Annotated in this window: 12 protein-coding genes; 10 read left to right on the top strand and 2 right to left on the bottom strand. The window is 75.8% G+C overall.

Annotated features, from left to right (window positions below):
- The first annotated feature begins 2 nt into the window (after positions 1-2).
- The 7 genes from ACTMS2_RS24065 to ACTMS2_RS24035 all read left to right on the top strand — a co-directional run bounded on the left by ACTMS2_RS24065 (position 3) and on the right by ACTMS2_RS24035 (position 15,623).
- The gene (locus ACTMS2_RS24065; RefSeq protein WP_441177419.1) at positions 3-5,042 is read left to right on the top strand and encodes a hypothetical protein; all 5,040 of its coding nucleotides are present in this window, start codon (positions 3-5) and stop codon (positions 5,040-5,042) included.
- 113 nt (positions 5,043-5,155) lie between these two features.
- A complete protein-coding gene (locus tag ACTMS2_RS24060; RefSeq protein WP_101409609.1) occupies positions 5,156-6,346 on the top strand; it encodes an ATP-binding protein in 1,191 nt (396 codons plus the stop codon).
- Positions 6,343-10,032, top strand: a complete 3,690-nt coding sequence (locus ACTMS2_RS24055; protein ID WP_441177418.1) for a vWA domain-containing protein — start codon at positions 6,343-6,345, stop codon at positions 10,030-10,032. The genes ACTMS2_RS24060 and ACTMS2_RS24055 overlap by 4 nt, the downstream gene beginning before the upstream one ends.
- Positions 10,029-11,930, top strand: a complete 1,902-nt coding sequence (locus tag ACTMS2_RS24050; RefSeq protein WP_441177417.1) for a hypothetical protein — start codon at positions 10,029-10,031, stop codon at positions 11,928-11,930. Before ACTMS2_RS24055 ends, ACTMS2_RS24050 begins: the two co-directional genes overlap by 4 nt.
- A gap of 318 nt (positions 11,931-12,248) precedes the next feature.
- Positions 12,249-13,256: a hypothetical protein gene (locus ACTMS2_RS24045; RefSeq protein WP_441177416.1), complete on the top strand. Its 1,008-nt coding sequence runs from the start codon at positions 12,249-12,251 to the stop codon at positions 13,254-13,256.
- 166 nt (positions 13,257-13,422) lie between these two features.
- The gene (locus ACTMS2_RS24040; RefSeq protein WP_441177415.1) at positions 13,423-14,262 is read left to right on the top strand and encodes a class I SAM-dependent methyltransferase; all 840 of its coding nucleotides are present in this window, start codon (positions 13,423-13,425) and stop codon (positions 14,260-14,262) included.
- Between the two features lie 158 nt (positions 14,263-14,420).
- Complete coding sequence (locus ACTMS2_RS24035; protein ID WP_441177414.1) at positions 14,421-15,623, top strand: erythromycin esterase family protein; 1,203 nt, start codon at positions 14,421-14,423, stop codon at positions 15,621-15,623.
- A gap of 6 nt (positions 15,624-15,629) precedes the next feature.
- Here the strand turns inward: ACTMS2_RS24035 and ACTMS2_RS24030 are convergent, their stop codons facing one another.
- Positions 15,630-16,886 (bottom strand): CobW family GTP-binding protein, encoded by a 1,257-nt coding sequence (locus ACTMS2_RS24030; protein ID WP_441177413.1) that lies wholly within the window; start codon positions 16,884-16,886, stop codon positions 15,630-15,632.
- A 166-nt stretch (positions 16,887-17,052) separates the two neighbouring features.
- Here ACTMS2_RS24030 and rpmB point away from each other — a divergent pair, with 166 nt between their 5' ends.
- From rpmB to rpsN, 3 genes are read left to right on the top strand one after another with little or no spacing between them, the layout of a single operon-like run.
- Positions 17,053-17,289: a 50S ribosomal protein L28 gene (rpmB, locus tag ACTMS2_RS24025; RefSeq protein WP_441177412.1), complete on the top strand. Its 237-nt coding sequence runs from the start codon at positions 17,053-17,055 to the stop codon at positions 17,287-17,289.
- Complete coding sequence (gene rpmG, locus ACTMS2_RS24020; protein WP_013287204.1) at positions 17,289-17,456, top strand: 50S ribosomal protein L33; 168 nt, start codon at positions 17,289-17,291, stop codon at positions 17,454-17,456. Before rpmB ends, rpmG begins: the two co-directional genes overlap by 1 nt.
- On the top strand, positions 17,456-17,761 hold the full coding sequence (rpsN, locus tag ACTMS2_RS24015) for a 30S ribosomal protein S14 (RefSeq protein WP_441177411.1): 306 nt from the start codon (positions 17,456-17,458) through the stop codon (positions 17,759-17,761). The genes rpmG and rpsN overlap by 1 nt, the downstream gene beginning before the upstream one ends.
- A gap of 116 nt (positions 17,762-17,877) precedes the next feature.
- Here rpsN and ACTMS2_RS24010 read toward each other — a convergent pair whose 3' ends face one another.
- On the bottom strand, positions 17,878-18,591 hold the full coding sequence (locus ACTMS2_RS24010) for a hypothetical protein (protein WP_441177410.1): 714 nt from the start codon (positions 18,589-18,591) through the stop codon (positions 17,878-17,880).
- Between the last annotated feature and the right edge of the window lie 105 nt (positions 18,592-18,696).

Below are 18,696 nucleotides of genomic sequence, written 5' to 3'. Positions count from 1 at the left end.
CGATGACCACGACCGCGGACGAGCACTCGGCCGAGAGCCTGCTGACCGCCGGCGCGGTGCTGCCGACCGACACCGCCGGGGCGGGGGAGCGGGCGGTGCCCCTGACCGCCCGCACCTACCGGCACCCGGCCCTCGACGACCGGCCGGTGGTCCGCCTGGTCGACGCCGCCCTCGGCGAGGGCGAGGACATCGCCCTCGAATTCCTCGGCCTGGCGCCGGGCGCCGAGCCGGTCGTCGTCGGGCTGGGCCCCCGCCGCCCGTTGGCCTTCCCGGAATGGGTGCTGGTGCACCACCCGGCGGACGGTCGGCACGCGTTGGCGGTGGTGCCGGAGCTGCAGAAGCTGGCCAAGCAGGTGCGCTCGCGTCCCAAGGCCGCCCTGGACGCCCACCAGGGCATCGCCGACCGGTTCGCCCGTACGCTGCCGCACTTCCTGCCGACGTTCTTCGAGCAGGCGGCGCGGGTGTTCCTGGCCGCCGGGCAGGACGCGTACGCCACGCAGCTGTTCAACAAGGCGCGCAAGGCGGAGGCGCAGCACGGCCTGCCGGTCGACCTGCACCGGCTGGACGAGGTCTACGTGGAGTTCGCGTCGGCCAAGGTGGTGTCCGCGACCGCGCTGGCCGGCTACGCGAAGGAGCTGGCCGCCCAGTTGCCGGCCGACGAGGCGCTGGACCGCTTCTGCCGGCTGGCGCTGCGGGCCGCGGCCGCCGGGGTGGTCCCGTCCACCCAGTCGGCCACCGCGGTGAACCGGCTGGTCCGGACCGCCACCAAGGCCGCCGGCAAGGGCGCCGCCGCCGTCGCCGACCGTGAGGCGGCCTACCTGACCGAGCTGCTCCGGCTGCCGGTGGCCGCCGAGGCGCCGGCCGGCTGGTGGAAGGCGCACCTGCCGGCCGTGACGGCGCTGGCCGGGCGCGACCCGGCGGTCCGCGGCAGCCTGCTCGACCTGATGCCCGCCGACCGCGACGACCTGGTCACCTGGCTGGCCCTGCTCACCGACACCGGCGCGCTCACCGGCCTGTGCGACCCGGACGTGCCGGAGGCGGCCCGCCCGCGCGACGGCTCCGTCGGCTGGCTGCGCCGCTTCGTGAGCCGGGCCAACTCCGGGCACCACCACCGCCATCGCCGGCTGCCGCAGCTGTACCCGCTCGTCGAGCGGATGGCCGACCGGCTGCGCGTCGAACTGGCCGACAGCGGCGAGAGCCTCGACGTCGACGGCGACCTGGAACTGCTCGACCTGATGCTCGCCCTCGGCCTGCCGGTGACCCCGCCCAAGAAGCGCGACGTGCTCGACCTGGCGAACTGGGTCAAGCGTGGGGGAGAGCGGGACCTGCTCGCCGTGGCCGGCGACGACCGGTTCACCGCCGCCCTGCGCCGGGGCCTCGACCAGCTCGACGACCAGCAACCGGCGCTGCGCCGGATGGTCGACACGCCGGGCGTCCGGCCGCTGCTGACCGACTGGCTGCGGGCGCGGATCCGCGCCCGGTTCACCGCCGGGCTGCCGTACCTGCCGGCGTCGGTGGACTGGCTGGGCAGGATCCCGGTCGAGGCGCTGCGTCTCGTCCCCGACGTCGTCGGCGAGCCCGGCGCGGGCGGCGACCTCGGACAGGCCCTGGGCGTCGACCTCGCCGAGCACGTCGCCCGCGCCCTGCGCGGCGGCTTCGTCGACGAGCTGGGCTGGCCGGACTGGGAGGCGGCCTGGCAGGAGGTGACCGGCGGCGACCGCCGGGTCGAGGTCACCCGGCAGGAGGCCTGGCCGTACGTGATCCTGGCCGGGCCGACCACGGTGCGCGTGATCGGCGCCGAGGGCATCGTGCTCCGCCACGACCTGCGCATCCCGGCCAACGACATGTGGGGCCAGCCCGGCTACCACTACGTCGACGGCCACCTGCTGGTCTACTGGCGTTCCCAGGCGCTCGACTACGACCTGCGCGGCTACTGGCACTCGGCGCCCGGTGAACCGCAGCCCCTCCAGGGCCGCCACCACGGCAGCCAGCCACGCGGGAAGGGGATCACCCTGCCGCTGGCGGGCGGCGGGCGGACCACCGGCGACGGCGTACTGCACGCCGGCGACACCGCCGTGCCGTCCGAGCTACCGGTCATCACCGACGGCACCGACCACTGGGTCTACCGGCACAGCGAGGACGACGACACGTACGGCTGGCGCGAGTACGACCCGGTCGGCAACACGCACGGCCGCCGCGCCCTGCCCCGGTTCCTGGCGGACCTCCCGGTCGACGGCAGCCAGCTGCGGGAGCCGGCCAGCTGGCTGCGCCCGGCCCTGTCCGACCGGGCCACCCCGGCCGCGGTCCCGGTGGACGGTCTGCTCGGCTGGCGGGTGGTCACCCTGCCGGACGGCTCGGTACGCGGCGACGACCTCGCCGGCCGTACGGTCACCGTGGCCGCGGGGCAGGAGCCGATCGCGGCGCTGGTGCTGCCCGGCGACGACCGGCCGCGGGCCGTGCTCCAGGGGTTCGTCCTGCTCGACCCGGACGGGGTGGCGTCGGCGGTCCCCGGACCGCCGGCCAGCCGCGACTACCACCCCGACGCCCTGCCGCTGCCGCCGCAGGCGTTTCTCGGCCACCTGCTGCCCCGGGACCCGGCCGGCTCCACCACCCTGCGCCGGATGGACCGGGAGACCGCCGCCGCACTGCTCAAGGTCGCGGTCGACGAGCGGCGCGCCGCCCTGGCGGAAGAGGCCGCGCGGGCCGCGGCCCGCGCGGCGACGCGATCCGGGTCGACCGCCGCCACGCAGGCGATCACCGGTCTGCCCGTCGCCGTCCCGGCTTCCGCGGTCGGCACCGGCGGCGGCGCCGCACCGGCCACCGACGGGGACGACACCGACGCGCTGGTGGAGCTGGTCCGCTCGACGCTGCCGGCGATCGGCCACGACGCCCTGCTCGCCGGGGTGGCCGGGGCGCTGCGGCTGGCCGCCCGGGTGCGTACCGACCTGGACGCGGTGACCGAGCGTCTCACCAGGTCGTTGGCCGCGCCCGTCGCCGTGACACCGCCGGCCGCCGCGGCCGGACCCACCGACAGGCAGCTCAGCGCGGCGCTGGACGGGCTGCGCGGCTCGGTCCACGGGGCGGGCACCGCGACCTCGACCTTCACCCAGTTCCAGGCGTTCGCCATCCAGTGCTCCGCCACCGGGGTCGATCCCGCCGTACGGCTGCACCTGGACGGGCCGTCGCTGCCGTCCACCCTGAACTGGTGGTCGCTGCTCGGCGGCGTCGCCGCCGTCGCCTACCGGGCCGTCGCGGCGGTCACCCCCGACGAGCACCGGGAGACGCTGGCCGCCCTGCTCACGGAGCTGGACGGGCTCGACCTGAGCGCGGCGGCCGAGCCGGGGCGGTGGCGCCGGTGCAGGCTGCACCTGCTGGACGACGACCTGAAGAACCCCGACGGCTCGCGCCGCTACCCCCGGCCGGGCATCCTGCCGCTGCCCGACGGGGCGTTCCTCGCCGTGCTCAACTCCAGCGGCACGGCCACCGGCTACTTCTTCGACGCGCTGCACCACGACCCGGCCGGCGTCTTCGCCGTGCCCGAGCCGTACACGGTGCACTCCTCGGAGCCGGTCGGTGACGAACGGCCGACCGGCTGGCTGGCCGGCTTCCGCGCCGAGTGGGCCGCGCGCGGTCCGCTGCCCTGGCGGCCGGAGGCGGCCGAGCGGTTCGCCGAGCTGACCGGCGTCACCCCCACCGCCGCGAAGCTCGTGCTGGCCGGCCTGCCGTACGCGGACTCGGCCGGCACCGTCCCGACCGAGCTGCGCAAGGCGCTCGGGATCAGGCAGGTCGGCGAGGTCAAGCTGGCCTTCGGGGTGCTGCGGGAGGCCCGGCCGGCACTGCGGCGGGCCGTGGTCTCGGCGCTGCTGCCGGCCGACCCGGCCCGGCTGTGGACCGACGGGCCGGACGTGGCCGCCGCCGCGGCGGTGTGGAACGCCGCCCTGGGTCGCCGGGTGGTCGTGCCCGAACAGCTGCTCGCCGAGGCGACCCGCGCGATCCGCACCGGCTGGGCGCCCGCGAAGGCCCTGCCGGCGCTGCTCGACCCGGCCCGCTCGGCCGAGCTGAGCACCGACCTGGCCTTCGAGGTCAGGGGCGACCGGGTCCGGCCGGTCGACAACCGGACGACGGGCTTCACCGGCCACGTGCTGCGCTCCACGGTCGCCCTGGCGGCCTGGGTCGCCCACCACACGCCGGCCGGTGACCCGTGCCGGGCCGCGCTGCCGGCCGCGCTCGCCGCGATCCGGGACCGGCTGGCTAACCCCCACCTCCTGCTCGACCTCGAGCAGTACGTCTCCCTGCCCGAGTTCCGCCAGGTGGCGGGCACCCCGTCCGAGACGGGCCCGGGCTGGGAACGCTACGGCGCCATCGTGCTGTCCACCCACGACAGCCAACCGTCGCCCGCGCTGCGGCCGAACCTGCTCGACGCCGACGGCACGGACCCGTACCTGCCGGCGCTGCGCGGGGACGCGGCCAAGCCGTACCCGGTGGAGGTGGCGCTGCGGCTGGTGCGCGACCCGCGCTTCGTCGCGCTGCTCGCCGACGCGGGGGAGCCCGACGGTGGCGAGCGGGCGGCGGACGGGACCTGGTGGCCGCAGGACCCGACGCGGTCGGTGCCCGACCTGGTCGCCGAGGTCGCCGGGGAGCACGGCCTGGGCGCCGACGCGGCGGCGGCGTACCTGATGCTGCTGGCCATGCCCGACCCGACCGACCGCAACACGGCGAAGTGGACGGGCTGGAAGCCGGCCCGGCTGAAGGCGGCCCGCGCCGAACTGGCTGGCACCGACCTGGTCGTCGAGGCCAGCCGGTCCCGGGCCGGCCGGTCGCTGTTCCTGCCCGGCCCGTGGCTGGAACGCGGCGGCGGGCAGGCACCGATCGAGGGCTGGAAGGTGGCCCTGTTCGACCTCGCCCCCGACGGCACGGCCGCGCTCGGGGTGACCGTGCCGTTCGAACCGGCCGCCGCGCTCTACCGGCGGGCCTGGCAACGCCTCCGCGACGGCGACCGGCCCCGCTTCGACAACCTGCCCGGCCGCGGCGCTCCCCGCTGACCCGTACCCGAAAGGGCGGTGGTGTCCGCGACGACCTGCCCGGACGTCGCGGCGCCGCCGCGCCGCCGACCCCTGTCCCGAAACACCCCCAAGAGGAAGATCGAGGAACACCCGTGACCGTGACGGAACACGTCCGCCCCTCCGAGGCGCCGGAGACCGCCGCCCAGGTCCTCTCCGCCGAGCAGCGGTACGCCGACGAGCTGGCCTTCCTGGCCGCGTACGACGACGGGGCCCGGCCGCCGGGCTGGGCGCTGACCCCGCGCGCCGTGGTCACCTTCATCCAGGGCAGCGACGGCGAGGCGTTGAAGCTGCCCGCCGAGCGGCGTACCGGCCCCGACGGCACCGAGCTGCCGGCCAGCATGACCATTGCGGCGAAGTTCGTCGGCGAGCGCAGCCTGGTCGAGCGGTGCGTGGTCACCCTGGCCGGCGAGCGGGGCCTGCTGCTGGTCGGCGAGCCCGGCACCGCGAAGTCCATGCTGTCGGAGCTGCTGGCCGCCGCGGTCTGCGGCACGAGCGCACTGACCGTGCAGGGCACCGCCGGCACCACCGAGGACGCCTTCCGCTACGGCTGGAACTACGCCCTGCTGCTCGCGCAGGGCCCGACCCCGCAGGCGCTGGTCGACTCGCCGGTGCTGACCGCGATGCGTACCGGCCGGGTGGTGCGGATCGAGGAGGTCACGCGCTGCCTGCCCGAGGTGCAGGACGCGCTGGTGTCCATCCTGTCCGACCGGCGGATGAACGTGCCGGAGCTGTCCGGCACCGAGGACGGCCTGATCCGCGCCCTGCCCGGGTTCACCGTGATCGCCACCGCCAACCTGCGCGACCGGGGTGTGTCGGAGATGTCCTCGGCGCTCAAGCGCCGGTTCAACTTCGAGACCATCCACCCGATCGCCGACGCCGACGTCGAGACCGACCTGGTCCGCCAGCAGGCCACCGCCGCCGTGCGGCGCGCCGGTGCGGCCTACACGGTGGACGACGCGGTGCTGGACGCCCTGGTCACCGTGTTCCGCGACCTGCGTTCCGGTCGCTCGGGCGAGGGCTGGGACGTGGAGCGGCCCGGCACGGTCATGTCCACCGCCGAGGCGGTGCAGGTGGCGGTGTCGCTCGGCCTGTCGGCCGCGTACCTGCCCGGCGGGGACGCGCTCGACCTGGTGCCCGGGCACCTGCTCGGCGTGGTGCGCAAGGACGACCAGAACGACCACGCCCGGCTGCTCGGCTACTGGGACGGCCCGGTCCGCCGCCGCGCCGAGGACGGCTCGGCGATGTGGCGCCGGCTCTGGGACCTGCGGGAGAGCCTGCGGTGACGACCCTCTCCCGTACGCCCGGCGCGGCCCCGCCGACCGCCGGACCGGTGGCCGTCGGCCCGACGTCGGCCGACCCGCGCGCCCTGGTCGACGCGCTCGCCGGTTCGCTCCGGCCGTACCTGATCGGGGTGCGGCACCACAGCCCGGCGCTGGCGGCGGCGGTCCCGGCGTTGCTGGACGCCGCCGGGGCCGAGGTGGTCTGCGTCGAGCTGCCGGCCGACTTCCAGCGCTGGCTGCCGTACCTGTCCGACCCGGCCGCGCGGGCCCCGCTGGCCCTCGTCGGCAGCCACGGCACGGACGGCCCGATGGGCTTCTACCCGTTCGCCGACTTCTCCCCGGAGCTGGCCGCGCTGCGCTGGGCCCGGCAACGCGGCGTCGAGGTGCTCTGCTGCGACCTGCCGCTGGCCGACCGCGGCTGGACGGCCGACGGCACCGACCCGGCCACCGGCACCGACCCGGCGACCGACTCCGACCCGGCCGCCGGTGGCGGGCCCGAGCCGGACGCCGGTGAGCCGGTGCCCGGCCTGCGTCGCTCCTACGCCGCCGCGCTCAGCGCCAGCGGCACCGGCCGCGACGGCGACGACCTGTGGGACCGGGTGGTGGAGGTGCGCGCCCCGGGCAGCGCGCCCGAAGCGCTGCGCCGGGCCGCGCTCGGCGTCGGCTGGGCGATGCGCACCGACAGCGCCAGCCACGGCGGCGTACCGGCCCGGGACCTGGCCCGCGAGCGGCACATGCGCCGGGTGCTGGCCGAGGCCGGCGCCGACGGCCGGCGGGTCGCCGCCGTCGTCGGCGCCTTCCACGCGCCGGCCCTGCTCGCCGCCGCGCCGGCCGCCGACGCCAGCGTGGCGTCCGTCCGGCCGGCCACCGCCGCGACCGATCCGGTCCGGTCCGTGACGACGCCGACCGGACCCGCCGCCACCGACGGCGGCGCGACGGCGGTCACCTCGCTGGTGCCGTACGCCTTCGACCTGCTCGACTCCCGGTCCGGCTACCCGGCCGGTATCCGCGACCCGCGCTGGCAGCAGTCCGTCTTCACCGCCGCCGGCGACCCGGAACGGATCCGGGCCGCCGCCGCCCGCGCGGTCACCGACCTGTGCCGGGAACTCCGCGCGGCCGGCCACACCGCCGGCACCGGTGAGGCCACCGAGACGGTACGGCTCGCCGACGACCTGGCCCGGCTGCGGGACCTGCCCGCCCCGGGCCGGGGCGAGGTGCTGGAGGCGGTGACCACCGTGCTCGGCCAGGGCGAACTGCTCGGCCGGGGCCGGGCGCTGGCCCGGGCGCTGGAGACCGTGCTGGTCGGCGCCGAGCGGGGCCGCGTCGCACCCGGTACGCCGCGCTCCGGGCTCGGCCCGGCGGTCGAGGCGGAACTCGCCACACTGCGGCTGCCCAGCCCGGACAACCCCAAGGCCCGCGAGGTGCGGCTGGACCCGCTGCGTACCGAGCTGGACGGGCGGCGGGAGATCCTGCTGCAACGCCTCCAGGTCTGCGGCGTCGGCTACGGCGAGGCGGTCGCGGTGTCCGGCACCGGCGACGGTGCCGCCCTGACCACCCGCTGGCAACTGGCCTGGACGCCGTCCGTGGCGGCCCGGCTGGACCTGGTGGGCGTACGCGGGGTGACCGCGGCGCTGGCCGCGGCCGGAACCCTGCGGGAACGGTTCCGCCGGGAGGCCGCCGACGGTGGCCCCACCGCCGCCCAGCTGCTCGTCGGCCTGCGCGACGCCGCCCGGTGCGACCTGCCGGAGCTGGTCACCGACCGGCTCGACCTGGCGGCCTCGGTGCTGCCGGGCACCGGCACGCTGCCCGAGCTGCTGGCCGCGCTGGACCTGCTGGAGGCGCTGCGCCGCGAACACCTGCCCGGCACCACCGCCGACGGCCGGGCCCGGGCGGCCGAGCTGGCCGTCGTGCTGCTGGACGCGGCGGTACGCGGACTGCCCGGCCTGGCCGGCAGCGACGCCCCGGCCGACGCCGCCGCGCTGGTCGACCTCGCGGTCCGCGCCGGCGAGGACCGGATCGGCCTGCGCCTGGACGAGGCCCTCGACCACCTGGCCCGCGCCGGCTCGCCGTTGATCCAGGGCGCCGCCCTGGCCGCCCGGGTGCTGCTCGATCTGACCGACCTGGAGACCCTGGGCACCCGGGTGGCCGGCTGGGTCGACGCGGCGACCGGACCGGACACCCGCCGGCACCTGCACCGGCTGCTCGGCGGTCTGCTCACCGCGGCGCACCCGCTGCTGCAGTCCGCCCCGGCCGCGCTGGACCCGCTGCTGGAGCGCGTCGAGCGGCTGCCCGACGCCGACTTCCTGGACCGGCTGCCGGCGCTGCGCGGCGGATTCGACGTGCTGACCCCGGCGGCCCGGGACCGGCTGCTGCACACCGTGACCGACCGGCTCGGCGACCGGCTCGATCTGAGCCTGTCCGCCCCGCCCGAGCTGCTGGCCCGCTGGGCCGCCGCCGACGCGGCCGGCCGGGCCGCCCTGCTCGCCCGCCACATCCCCGTCCCGGGCACACCGAGCGGCTGCACCGACGCCGACGCCGAGGCCGAGGCCGCGCCCGGGCCGGACACCCCCGAGGCGGGGCTCACCCCCACCGACCGGTGGCGGCTGCTGCTCGGCCGCCAACCCGACCGGTTGCCGGCCGACGCCCGTCGCTACGCCCGCGCCCTGGACGAGCTGTACGGGGCGGGTCAGGGTGAGGGCGCCACCGACCTCGGTCAGGCGGCCGGGGGCGGCCAGGAGGCGTCCTTCCCGACCGCCCGCGAGTGGGCCGACGAACTCGAGGCGCTGTTCGGCACCGCGGTCCGCGAGGAGGTCATCGCCCGGGCGGCCGAGGACGGCCGTACCGACGTGCTCACCGAGCTCGACCCCGCCGCGGTACGCCCGTCGATGGAGCTGCTGACCTCGGTGCTGTCGCTGGCCGGCGGGCTGCCCGAGGGGCAGCTGGCCAAGCTGCGTCCACTGGTGCGGCGGCTGGTCGAGGAGCTGACGAAGCAGTTGGCCACCCAGGTCCGCCCGGCGCTGACGGGGCTGACCAACCCGCGTCCGTCCCGCCGCCCCGGCGGCCGGATCAACCTCGCCCGTACGCTGCGGGCGAACCTGGCGCACACCCAGCGCCTCGGCGACGGCCGGACGGTGGTGGTGCCGCAGCGCCCCGTCTTCAACAGCCGCACCCGCAAGGAGGCCGACTGGCGGCTGGTGCTGGTGGTCGACGTGTCCGGCTCGATGGAGGCGTCGGTGGTGTGGTCGGCGTTGACCGCCGCCGTGCTGGCCGGGGTGCCCGCCCTGTCCACCCACTTCCTCGCCTTCTCCACCGAGGTGGTCGACCTGACCGACCGGGTCGACGACCCGCTGTCGCTGCTGCTGGAGGTGCGCGTCGGCGGTGGTACGCACATCGCCGCCGGGCTGGCCGCCGCCCGCTCACTGGTGACCGTGCCGAGCCGCACCATCGTCGCCGTGGTCAGCGACTTCGAGGAGGGCTACCCGCTGGCCGGGTTGCTCGGCGAGGTCCGCACGCTGGTCAGTTCCGGCGTGCACGTGCTCGGCTGCGCCGCGCTGAACGACAGGGGAGCGCCCTGCTACTCGGTGCCGGTCGCCCAGCAGCTCGTCGCGGCCGGAATGCCGGTCGCCGCCCTCAGTCCGCTCGAACTCGCCCGCTGGGTGGGCGACCGCATCCGCGGAGGATCACGTTGACGCAACGCACCGCCACCGCCGTGGACACCGACCGGCTGCCGGCGGTGCTGCCGACCGTCGCCGCCGCGGCGGTGGCGGCCCTGCCGTCCCGGCTGCACAAGCGGCTGGACGCCGCCATCGAGCGGCTGGCCGGCGTACCGGTCGGTCACCTCGACGGGGGCGTGTCGGTCGACTGCGGACCGGAGGCGCTGGTCACCCTGACGCCCGGACCGGCAGGCGCGGTCACCGCCCCGGAGCAGGCGCGGTGCAGTTGCCTGCTGTCGCCCCGCTGCCTGCACCGCACCGCCGTCCTGCTGGCCTGCCCGGTCGCCGATCCGGGCAGCCACCCCGGTCCGGCGGCCACCGCCGCCGCGTCCCCGACGCCGGACCGCGCCGACGCGGCGTCCGGCAGCACCGGGCGTACCAGGAAGTCGGCTGGCGCGGCACCGACGAAGGCGCAACGGGCCGCCGCCGACGCGCTGTGGCGGGCGGGCGCGGCGGTGCTCTCGGCCGGCGTGCCGGCCGCCGGGGCGGTGCCGCAGGCCGAACTGCTGCGGGCCGCCCACGGCGCCCGGCTCGCCGGCCTGCCGCGGGCCGAGAGCGCCGCGCTGCGCACGGTGCGTGGCCTGCGCGCACAGCGGGGACGACAGAACGGCCACCGGCTGGCCGAGCTCGTCGAGGTGCTGCACGACCTGCTGTACGTCGCGGGCCGGCTGGCCGCCGGCGATCCCGACCCGGCGCTGGTCGGCGTCCTGCGGCGGGCCTACCAGCCGGACGGCACGCTGGAGGTGCACGGTGTCTGCCGGGAGCCGGTGATCAGTGCGACCGGGTATGCCGGGGTGGTCACCCACCTGCTCGCCGCCGACGGCCGTCAGCTCTCCTTCGGCGACGTGAAACCGGGCGGGCCGGACCGGGCCCGGGACTGCGCCCGGGCGGTCACCGAGATGGGCGCGGTCTCGGTCAACCACGCGGTGCTGTCCCGCGGCGGCCTGCGGATCACCGGCACCACCGTCTCCCCGGACGGCCGGCTCGGCGCCGGCAAGGGCGTGCGGGCCACCCCGCTCGCCGGCACCGACTGGGCCACCGGAACGCTGGCGGAACTGTTCGCCCGTCCGCTCGCCGAGGTGGTGACCGCCCAGCTCGCCATCGAGGACCCGGAGGACCCCGGCCGGGCGGGCACCGCGCTCGTCGGCGGCGACCTGGTGGTGGTGGGCGCCGTCGGCGACCAGGTGCTGGCCCGTGAGCTGGCCCCCGCCCCCGACGCCGCAGCGGAGCGCGCGCCGGTGCCGGACGGGCCGCTGATCCGGCTGGTGCCCGTCGACGCACACCCGGCGCTGGCCCACGTGGCCAACCTGCGGCGGCTCGCCTCCCGGCCCGGCCTGCGGGTGCGGGTGGTCGGCCGGCTGGACCCGGACCGGGCCAGCACGCTGCGTCCGCTCGCGGTCGGCCCGGTGCCCGGTGCGGCCGCGACGCTCCGGCTGCCGCCGGACTGGCACGGCCGGGCGGACCTCGGCTACGACGAGATCCAGGGCGGGCACCTGCCGCCGCGCGACCCGGCCGCGACGACCGGAGCGGTGCTCGCCGTCGGCGCCGACGCGGTCGCGGAGTCCCCGCTGTGGCGGGTCCGCCGGCTGGTGGAGCTGGCCGTCGCGGGCGGCCGTCGCGCCGTCGCCGAGGCGGCCCGCGGCGACGGCGCCGGCCCGGCCGGTCCGCTGCGCCGCGCCGGCTTCACCACCGCCGCCGCGCTGGCCGCCGCGCTCGCCGACGAGTCCGACCGGCGCGGTCGGGACGCGTTCGGTCGGCTCACCGATCCGGACCCGGACCGGTACGCCTGGGCCTGGCTCGCGGCGACCGTCCACCTCGCCGCCGCCGAGCGGGAGTTGATCCGGTCCTCCTGGACCGCGCCCGCCGTCGGCTGACGCGCCGACGCCGACCACGACCGGCGCCCGCCCGAAACCCCCGGGCGGGCGCCGGTCGTCCCGCCTTGTCGTTGATGCCTCCCGCACGCGCGGGCGCACCCGAAGGCGAGGTAGCGGCTCGCCGGATCGCCGTGCTAATTCGTATTAGCATCTTGACGCCGCGAAGAGGGCGCGCGCAGACTCATCGATCAACGAGCCCGATCGCGACGGGCGCGCACACCGTTCGGCCGCTCGGCGAGGTGGGGTGTCACCCGACCCGTCGCGGCCGCCCCGCTTCCCCTGCCCCCGTCGGCTCGGCCCACGAACGGAGGGAACGCGATGACGCGTACCCCTGAAGGATCCTTCTCCCGACGCGCGCTGCTGCGCGGCGCGGCGGCCGCCGGGGTGGCGACCGCGACCGCCGGCGCCGGTCTCGCCGCGACGCCCACGCCGGCATTGGCCGGACCGGCCGGCTTTCCCAGCTACCGGTACGTGCGCGACGCGTTCGACCGACCGTTGCGCTACAACCCCACCGGCGAGTTCATCTTCCCGTGCGTGCGCGGCGTCTACGACAAGATCAGCGGCTATCTCGGCCGCTACTACCTCTACTACGCGCCGCACGACGCGCCCGGCGGAATCTGCCTCGCCTACGCCGACCGCCTCGAGGGCCCCTACACCGAGTACGCCGGCAACCCCGTCGTCGACCGGGTGCTGCCGACCACGACGGTGAGCCACGTGTCCTCGCCGCACGTCGTGTGGGACGCGCCGACGCGGCAGTTCTACCTGTACTTCCACGGCGAGAACCACACGACCCGGGTCGCCCGTTCGACCGACGGCGTCCACTTCACCAACGAGACGCCGATCCTGTCGACGAATCTGGTGCCCAACACGACGGAGACCTCGTACGCGCGGGTCTTCGAGCACCCGGTGGCCGGCAAGGGAAACCGCTACGTGATGGTGTTCATGGGCGCCCACACGGTCCGGCCCGGCACCCGGAAGATCTTCTGGGGCTGGTCGCCGAACGGGTGGAGCGGCTGGCAGTTCGCCCCGAACCCGTTGGTGTCACCGTCGGGCGACGGGCTCACCGACATCTCCGCGCCGCACCTGCTGAAGCGCAACGGCACCGCGTATCTCGCGTATCACGGCAGCAGCGGCAACATGTACCTGACCGAGATCGGCAACAACTTCGACCGCGAGGTCCACCTCGGCGTGTTCCACCGGCCGATCGCCTCGGACAACGGTCGGGTGGCGTCGCCGACGTTCGGCACCGACGGCGGCGTGGAATACCTGCTGTACGAGGCCGGGCCCCGCCTCGACGCCAGGATCTGCGTGGCGCGCGCGGTCTGACCCGCACCGCCCGGCTCCGCCGACTCCGTCGCCGGTCGTCGGACCCGTCGGCGGCGCCTCGTCGAGCGGCTCGACGGCCCGGACGGCGCGGAGCAGACCTTCGTGCGGAAAGCGGTACGGTGCCCGAGGAGCGGACAACCGGCCCCTTTCACTCCTGGGAGCACAGATGCCCGAAGGCTGGCAGTGGGATCAGACGCTGTTCCGTGGCAGTGCCGCCTACTACGACCAGGGCCGGCTGCCCTATGCGCCCGGATACGCGGCGCGGCTCGCCGGTGAACTCGGCCAGCACGGTCAGGGCCGGCTGCTGGACGTCGGCTGTGGGCCGGGCACGGTGACGTCGGCGCTGGCACCCCACTTCGCCGAGGCCGTCGGCGTCGACCCGGATCCGGACATGCTCGTCGAGGCGCGCCGTCGCGCGGAGGGTCTCGGTGTGCGCAACGCGAGCTGGACGCAGGCGCGCGCCGAGGACCTTCCGGCCGGCCTCGGGGTGTTCCGGGTGGTGCTCTTCGCCCAGTCCTTCCACTGGACCGACCGCGAGCGCGTCGCCGCCACCGCCTTCGAGATGATCGAGCCGAACGGCTTCTTCGTGCACATGAGCGACCTCAAGGAGCCGGCGGCCGACCTGTTGCCGCTGCCGCACCCGGCGCCGCCGTTCGAGGGGATCGCCGCGCTGGTGCGCACGTACCTCGGTGCGGTGCGCCGCGCCGGGCAGGGCGTGCTGCGGCACGGCACGCAGAGCGGGGAACGCGCGATCATCGAGGGCGCCGGGTTCGAGGGGTACCAGCGGCTGGTCGTGCCCTCCGGCGCGGTGGTCGAGCGCAGCGCGGACGACATCGTGGCGTGGGTGTTCTCCCGGTCGGACTCCGCGCCTCACCTGTACGGCGAGCGCATCGGCGAGTTCGAGCGCGACCTGCGCGCGCTGCTGCGCGAGGTCTCGCCCGACGGCGTGTTCGCCGAGCAGTTACCGGACACGGAGATCTGGTACTGGCGCAAGCCGCTGGAGTGATCGCCCGGTCGTCCCAGGCCACGGACCCGGCCCGGAACGGCGTCCGGGGATGGTGCGGAATCGCCTCGGTGATACACCTATTTGAGGGTTGACCACGGATCCATCGCCAGAACCGCGCAGAACTCTCAACCGCGATGTTCAACGATACGGTTGAGGTCATGACCCTCGTTGTCCAGGACACCGCCCACGTCGTCGACGCCGCCAACGTCATGAGGCTGCTGCCGACGCGGCCACGGCTGCTCGCCCTGGGCGAGCCCACCCACGGCGAGCACGTCCTGCTCGACCTGCGCAACGAGCTCTTCCGGCAACTCGTCGAGCGGGAGGGCTACCGCACGATCGCGATCGAGAGCGACTGCGTGACGGGCCTGGTCGTGGACGACTACGTCACCTCGGGCGCCGGAAGCCTCGACGAGGCCATGGTGCGCGGCTTCAGCCACGGGTGGGGCGCCTTCCCGGCCAACCGCGAGCTGGTGCGCTGGATGCGCGCGTACAACGATGGGCGGCCCGCGGCCGAGCGGCTGCGGTTCGCCGGGTTCGACGGTCCGCTGGAGATCACCGGCGCCGCGAGCCCCCGGCGCGCCCTCTCGGCGCTGCACGCCTACCTCGCCGCCCGGGTCGACACCGGCCTGCTTCCCTGCACCGCGGACACGCTCGACCGCCTGCTCGGCGCCGACGACGGATGGACCAATCCCGCCGCCATGATGGACCCGGCCGAATCCGTGGGGCAGACGCCCGAGGCCAGGCAGCTGCGGCTGCTCGCCGACGACCTGGTGGCGCTGCTCGACGCGCAGACGCCGCAGCTGATCGCCGCGTCCTCGCGGGACGACTGGGACCGGGCGCGGCTGTACGGGCGCACCGCCGCCGGGCTGCTGCGCTACCACTTCTGGATGGCCGACACCTCGCCGAGCCGCCTGGCGCGGCTGCTCGGCGTGCGGGACTCGATGATGGCCGCCAACCTGCTCGCCGTCGCCGAGCGGGGCCCGGCGCTGGTCAACGCGCACAACGGCCACCTCCAGCGGCACCGCAGCAGGATGCGGATGGGGGGCCTGCCGCTGGAGTGGTGGAGCGCCGGCGCGATCGTCGACGCCCACCTGGGGGAGGCGTACGCCTTCCTGGCCACGGCCCTCGGCACGATCCGCCACCACGGCGTGGACGCCCCACCGCCGGACACCGTCGAAGGGATGCTGTACGCGCTCCCGGACGACCGGTACGTCGTCGACGCCCGGCGACTGGCCGCCGCCCTCGGCGACGTGACGCCGCCCGCCCGCGTGTCCCCGTGGTTCGGCTACTCGCCGCTGGACCCGGCCCACCTGGGCAGCGCCGACGCGATCGTGTTCGTCAGGGACGCGCTCGCCGGATAGGCGTGCCTACCCGTTGCCGAGGGGGAAGCAGCCGGCGAACGGGTCGTGGTAGGTCCGCCAGGTCTCCTCGCCGTCGGCGAGTTCCGCGTCGGTGAGCAGGCAGCCGGTGAGGGTGCGGTGCAACGCGACGGGGTCGGCGTCGAGGCCGATGAAGACCAGGTGCTGGTGCCGGTCGCCGTAGTAGGGGTCCCACTCCAGGGCGGCGGCGAGCCGGCGCTGGTCGCAGACGTGCTCCCACCCGTCCTCGGGCAGGCTGACCAGCCAGTGTCCGAGCGATCCCAGCGCCAGGCCGCCGCCGGCGAACTCCCAGGCGATGACCGCGTCGGGCTGGCTGGCCAGCCAGAGGTGGCCCCGGGAGCGGATCATCTCGGCGTTGACGTCCTCCAGGACGTCGTGCAGCCGCTGCGGGTGGAACGGGCGGCGGGCGCGGAACACGGCGGAGACCACGCCGCAGTCGGCCTCGGGTTCGTGCATGCCCAGCGCGAAGCCTTCCAGGCCCCGGGCGAGGACGCCGGGGGTCTCGGGGCGGTGCCGGTGGGTGTGGCGTAGCTGGCGGGTGAGCGCGTCCGCGTCGACGAGATCGCCGTCGACCCGGAAGTGGGTCGCCCACGGCGCCATCCGCTGGAGCAGGACGGCGATCCTGCTGGTGTCGAACTCCCCGTCCCGCGACCGCCCCCAGAGCAGCAGGGTGTCGGCGTACTCGATCTGCCGGGCCACGACGTCGGCGAGCGCGCGGTGGTCGTCCTCGGCGGCCTGGATGCCGAGCGCGGCGAGGTCGTCGGTGCTGGCCAGGCCGTCGAGCAGGTGCTCGGCGTCGAGGACGGTGACGTACGAGTCGACGCGGATCAGGTCGGTGAGCGGTGCGCCGTCGACGAGGTGGTGGGCGCAGGCGGCGGCGACGGCCTCGGGCTCCACCACCTCGGGCAGCATCAGCACCAGGTCGTGACCGGGGTTGTCCCGGGCGAGCCGGGCGAGGGTGGGCAGCACGTCCTCGCGCAGCGTGCAGGAGGCGCAGCCGTGCGCCAGCGCGACCTGCTCGTCCTCGACGATGCCGGTGCCGGTGCGGACCACCCGGCGGATCACGCCGCCGCGGATCCCGGTGAGGTCGTGCCGCACCAGCAGCAGCGACTCGTCGGCGGCGAGCAGCGTACGGGCGACGGCGAAGGTCGCCGCCGGCCAGAACCCGGACAGCACGGTGAGCGACGGACGGGTGGCGGCGTCGGCTGCCACGACGTGGACCGGGGCCTGCGGGGACGACGACATCGCGTTCCTCTCGACGTATTTGAAAACGATTGTCATTCTAAGCAGGCGGAGGCTGCGAGCGCGAACCGTGGTCGGCGGGCACCCCCGGTGCGGATCCGCCCGAACGGCTCATGTAGAAATGAAAACCGTTGTCGTTAGCCTGACGACCGAGCGAGGAGCGATCACTGTGTCCAGACGTTGTGACGTCACCGGCGCGCAGCCGAGTTTCGGCAACGCCGTGTCCCACTCCCACCAGCGCACCCGCCGACGGTGGAACCCGAACCTGCAGAACCACCGCTACTGGCTGCCGTCGGAGCGACGGTGGGTCAGCCTGACCCTGACGGCGAAGGCGCTGCGGACCGTCGACCGCAGGGGCGTCGAGCGGGTGGTCGCCGAGCTGCGCGGCCGAGGGGTGAAACTCTGATGGCCCGGCAGACCGACGTGCGCCCGATCGTGCGGCTGCGCAGCACCGCCGGCACCGGCTACACGTACGTCACCCGCAAGAACCGCCGCAACGATCCGGACCGCCTCGTGCTGCGCAAGTACGACCCGGTCGTACGCCGGCACGTCGAGTTCCGCGAGGCGCGCTGATGGCCCGCCGGAGCCTCGGCCACCGGCAGGCCCGCCGCGAGATCCTCGTCGCCCGGCACGCCGAGGCGAGGGGCGAGCTGAAGCGGACGGTCAGCCACCCGGACACCGACCCGGAGGTACGCGCCGAGGCGGCGCGCCGACTCAGCCGTCTGCCCCGGGACTCCAGCCCCGTACGACTGCGCTCCCGCGACCAGATCGACGGCCGCCCGCGCGCAGTGCTGTCCCGGTTCGGGCTGTCCCGGGTGCGGTTCCGCGAGCTGGCCCTGCGCGGCGAGCTGCCCGGGGTGCGCAAGGCATCGTGGTGACGTCGCCGCGCCCCGCCCGAACGTAGGCAGCCCCCGCTGGCCGGCCGGCCAGCGGGGGCCGCGTCAGGAGGTCCACCCTCCGTCGGAGGTGATTGGTCGCGCCGTTGAGGCGGCGCTCACTCGCCCGGGCCGGGGGGTGCGGCGCCGTTGTCGACGAAGTCGAAGGTCAGGCCCTCGCCGGGGTCGCCCTCGCCCACCGGTTGGGCGGTGAGCCCCTCCCGGTCCGTGGCGCGCAGGTGGAGCCTTCCCTCGCCGCTGATGGTGTAGGTCGGGCGGCCCTCGCTCTTCTCCTTCGTCTTCTCGATGGTGAACAGTTGGCCGGCTCGGCGGGCGTCGCAGGCGGCGGCCACGACCGTCGCCGGGGCGCTGCCGTTGTCGCGCAGACCCATGCAGTCGGGCTCGGCGCCGTTGTGCGCCTTCGCGGTCCGGATCTGGTAACGGTTGCCGTTGGCGGGCAGCAACACGAACAGGCTCTTGTCCGTGTCGCCGTCGGTCAGGTTCAGTCGGCCCTTGGCGTCGACGGCCAGGATCGACTCGAACGACCCGACCGGCCGCAGCACGATCTGCCGTTCGCCCCGCAGGATGGGGTCCGCGTCGCCGGTCGCGCCGGCGGCGGGCGTCCGTGAGTCGGTCGTCGGCGTGGCACCGGTGGGCGAGGGCGTGTCCGCGGCCCCGCTGGTGGGTGCCGACGTCGACGGCGAGGCGGTGGGCTCGCCGGCCGTGGGCTCGGCGCTGGTGCAGGCTGGCATGGACGCGGCGACACCGACGGCCAGCGCGGCCGCGACGGCGGCGCGGCGGACGGCCGTGGAAGGGGACGACAGGTTCGGCATGGCCAACTCCTTAAGTGGATCTTCATGACCCTAGGGCCTGTGTCGAAGTCGGCGGTGGTGCCTGAGCTGGCGTGACCGCTCGGCGTGTCGAAGATCGAAAATGGG

Origin of the sequence: Micromonospora sp. SD12, from assembly GCF_052068495.1 — a bacterium.
Classification (GTDB): domain Bacteria; phylum Actinomycetota; class Actinomycetes; order Mycobacteriales; family Micromonosporaceae; genus Micromonospora; species Micromonospora echinofusca.
The sequence above is the reverse complement of the archived record's forward strand: the minus strand, read 5'-3'. Positions and strand labels throughout refer to the sequence as shown.

What these genes read in the sequence shown, in the direction of transcription:
- ACTMS2_RS24030 (WP_441177413.1), bottom strand. Translation starts at nt 16,886, where the DNA reads ATGTCGTCGTCCCCGCAGGCCCCGGTCCACGTCGTGGCAGCCGACGCC.
- ACTMS2_RS24040 (WP_441177415.1), top strand. Translation starts at nt 13,423, where the DNA reads ATGCCCGAAGGCTGGCAGTGGGATCAGACGCTGTTCCGTGGCAGTGCC.
- ACTMS2_RS24065 (WP_441177419.1), top strand. Translation starts at nt 3, where the DNA reads ATGACCACGACCGCGGACGAGCACTCGGCCGAGAGCCTGCTGACCGCC.
- ACTMS2_RS24035 (WP_441177414.1), top strand. Translation starts at nt 14,421, where the DNA reads ATGACCCTCGTTGTCCAGGACACCGCCCACGTCGTCGACGCCGCCAAC.
- ACTMS2_RS24010 (WP_441177410.1), bottom strand. Translation starts at nt 18,591, where the DNA reads ATGCCGAACCTGTCGTCCCCTTCCACGGCCGTCCGCCGCGCCGCCGTC.
- rpmG (WP_013287204.1), top strand. Translation starts at nt 17,289, where the DNA reads ATGGCCCGGCAGACCGACGTGCGCCCGATCGTGCGGCTGCGCAGCACC.
- rpsN (WP_441177411.1), top strand. Translation starts at nt 17,456, where the DNA reads ATGGCCCGCCGGAGCCTCGGCCACCGGCAGGCCCGCCGCGAGATCCTC.
- ACTMS2_RS24045 (WP_441177416.1), top strand. Translation starts at nt 12,249, where the DNA reads ATGACGCGTACCCCTGAAGGATCCTTCTCCCGACGCGCGCTGCTGCGC.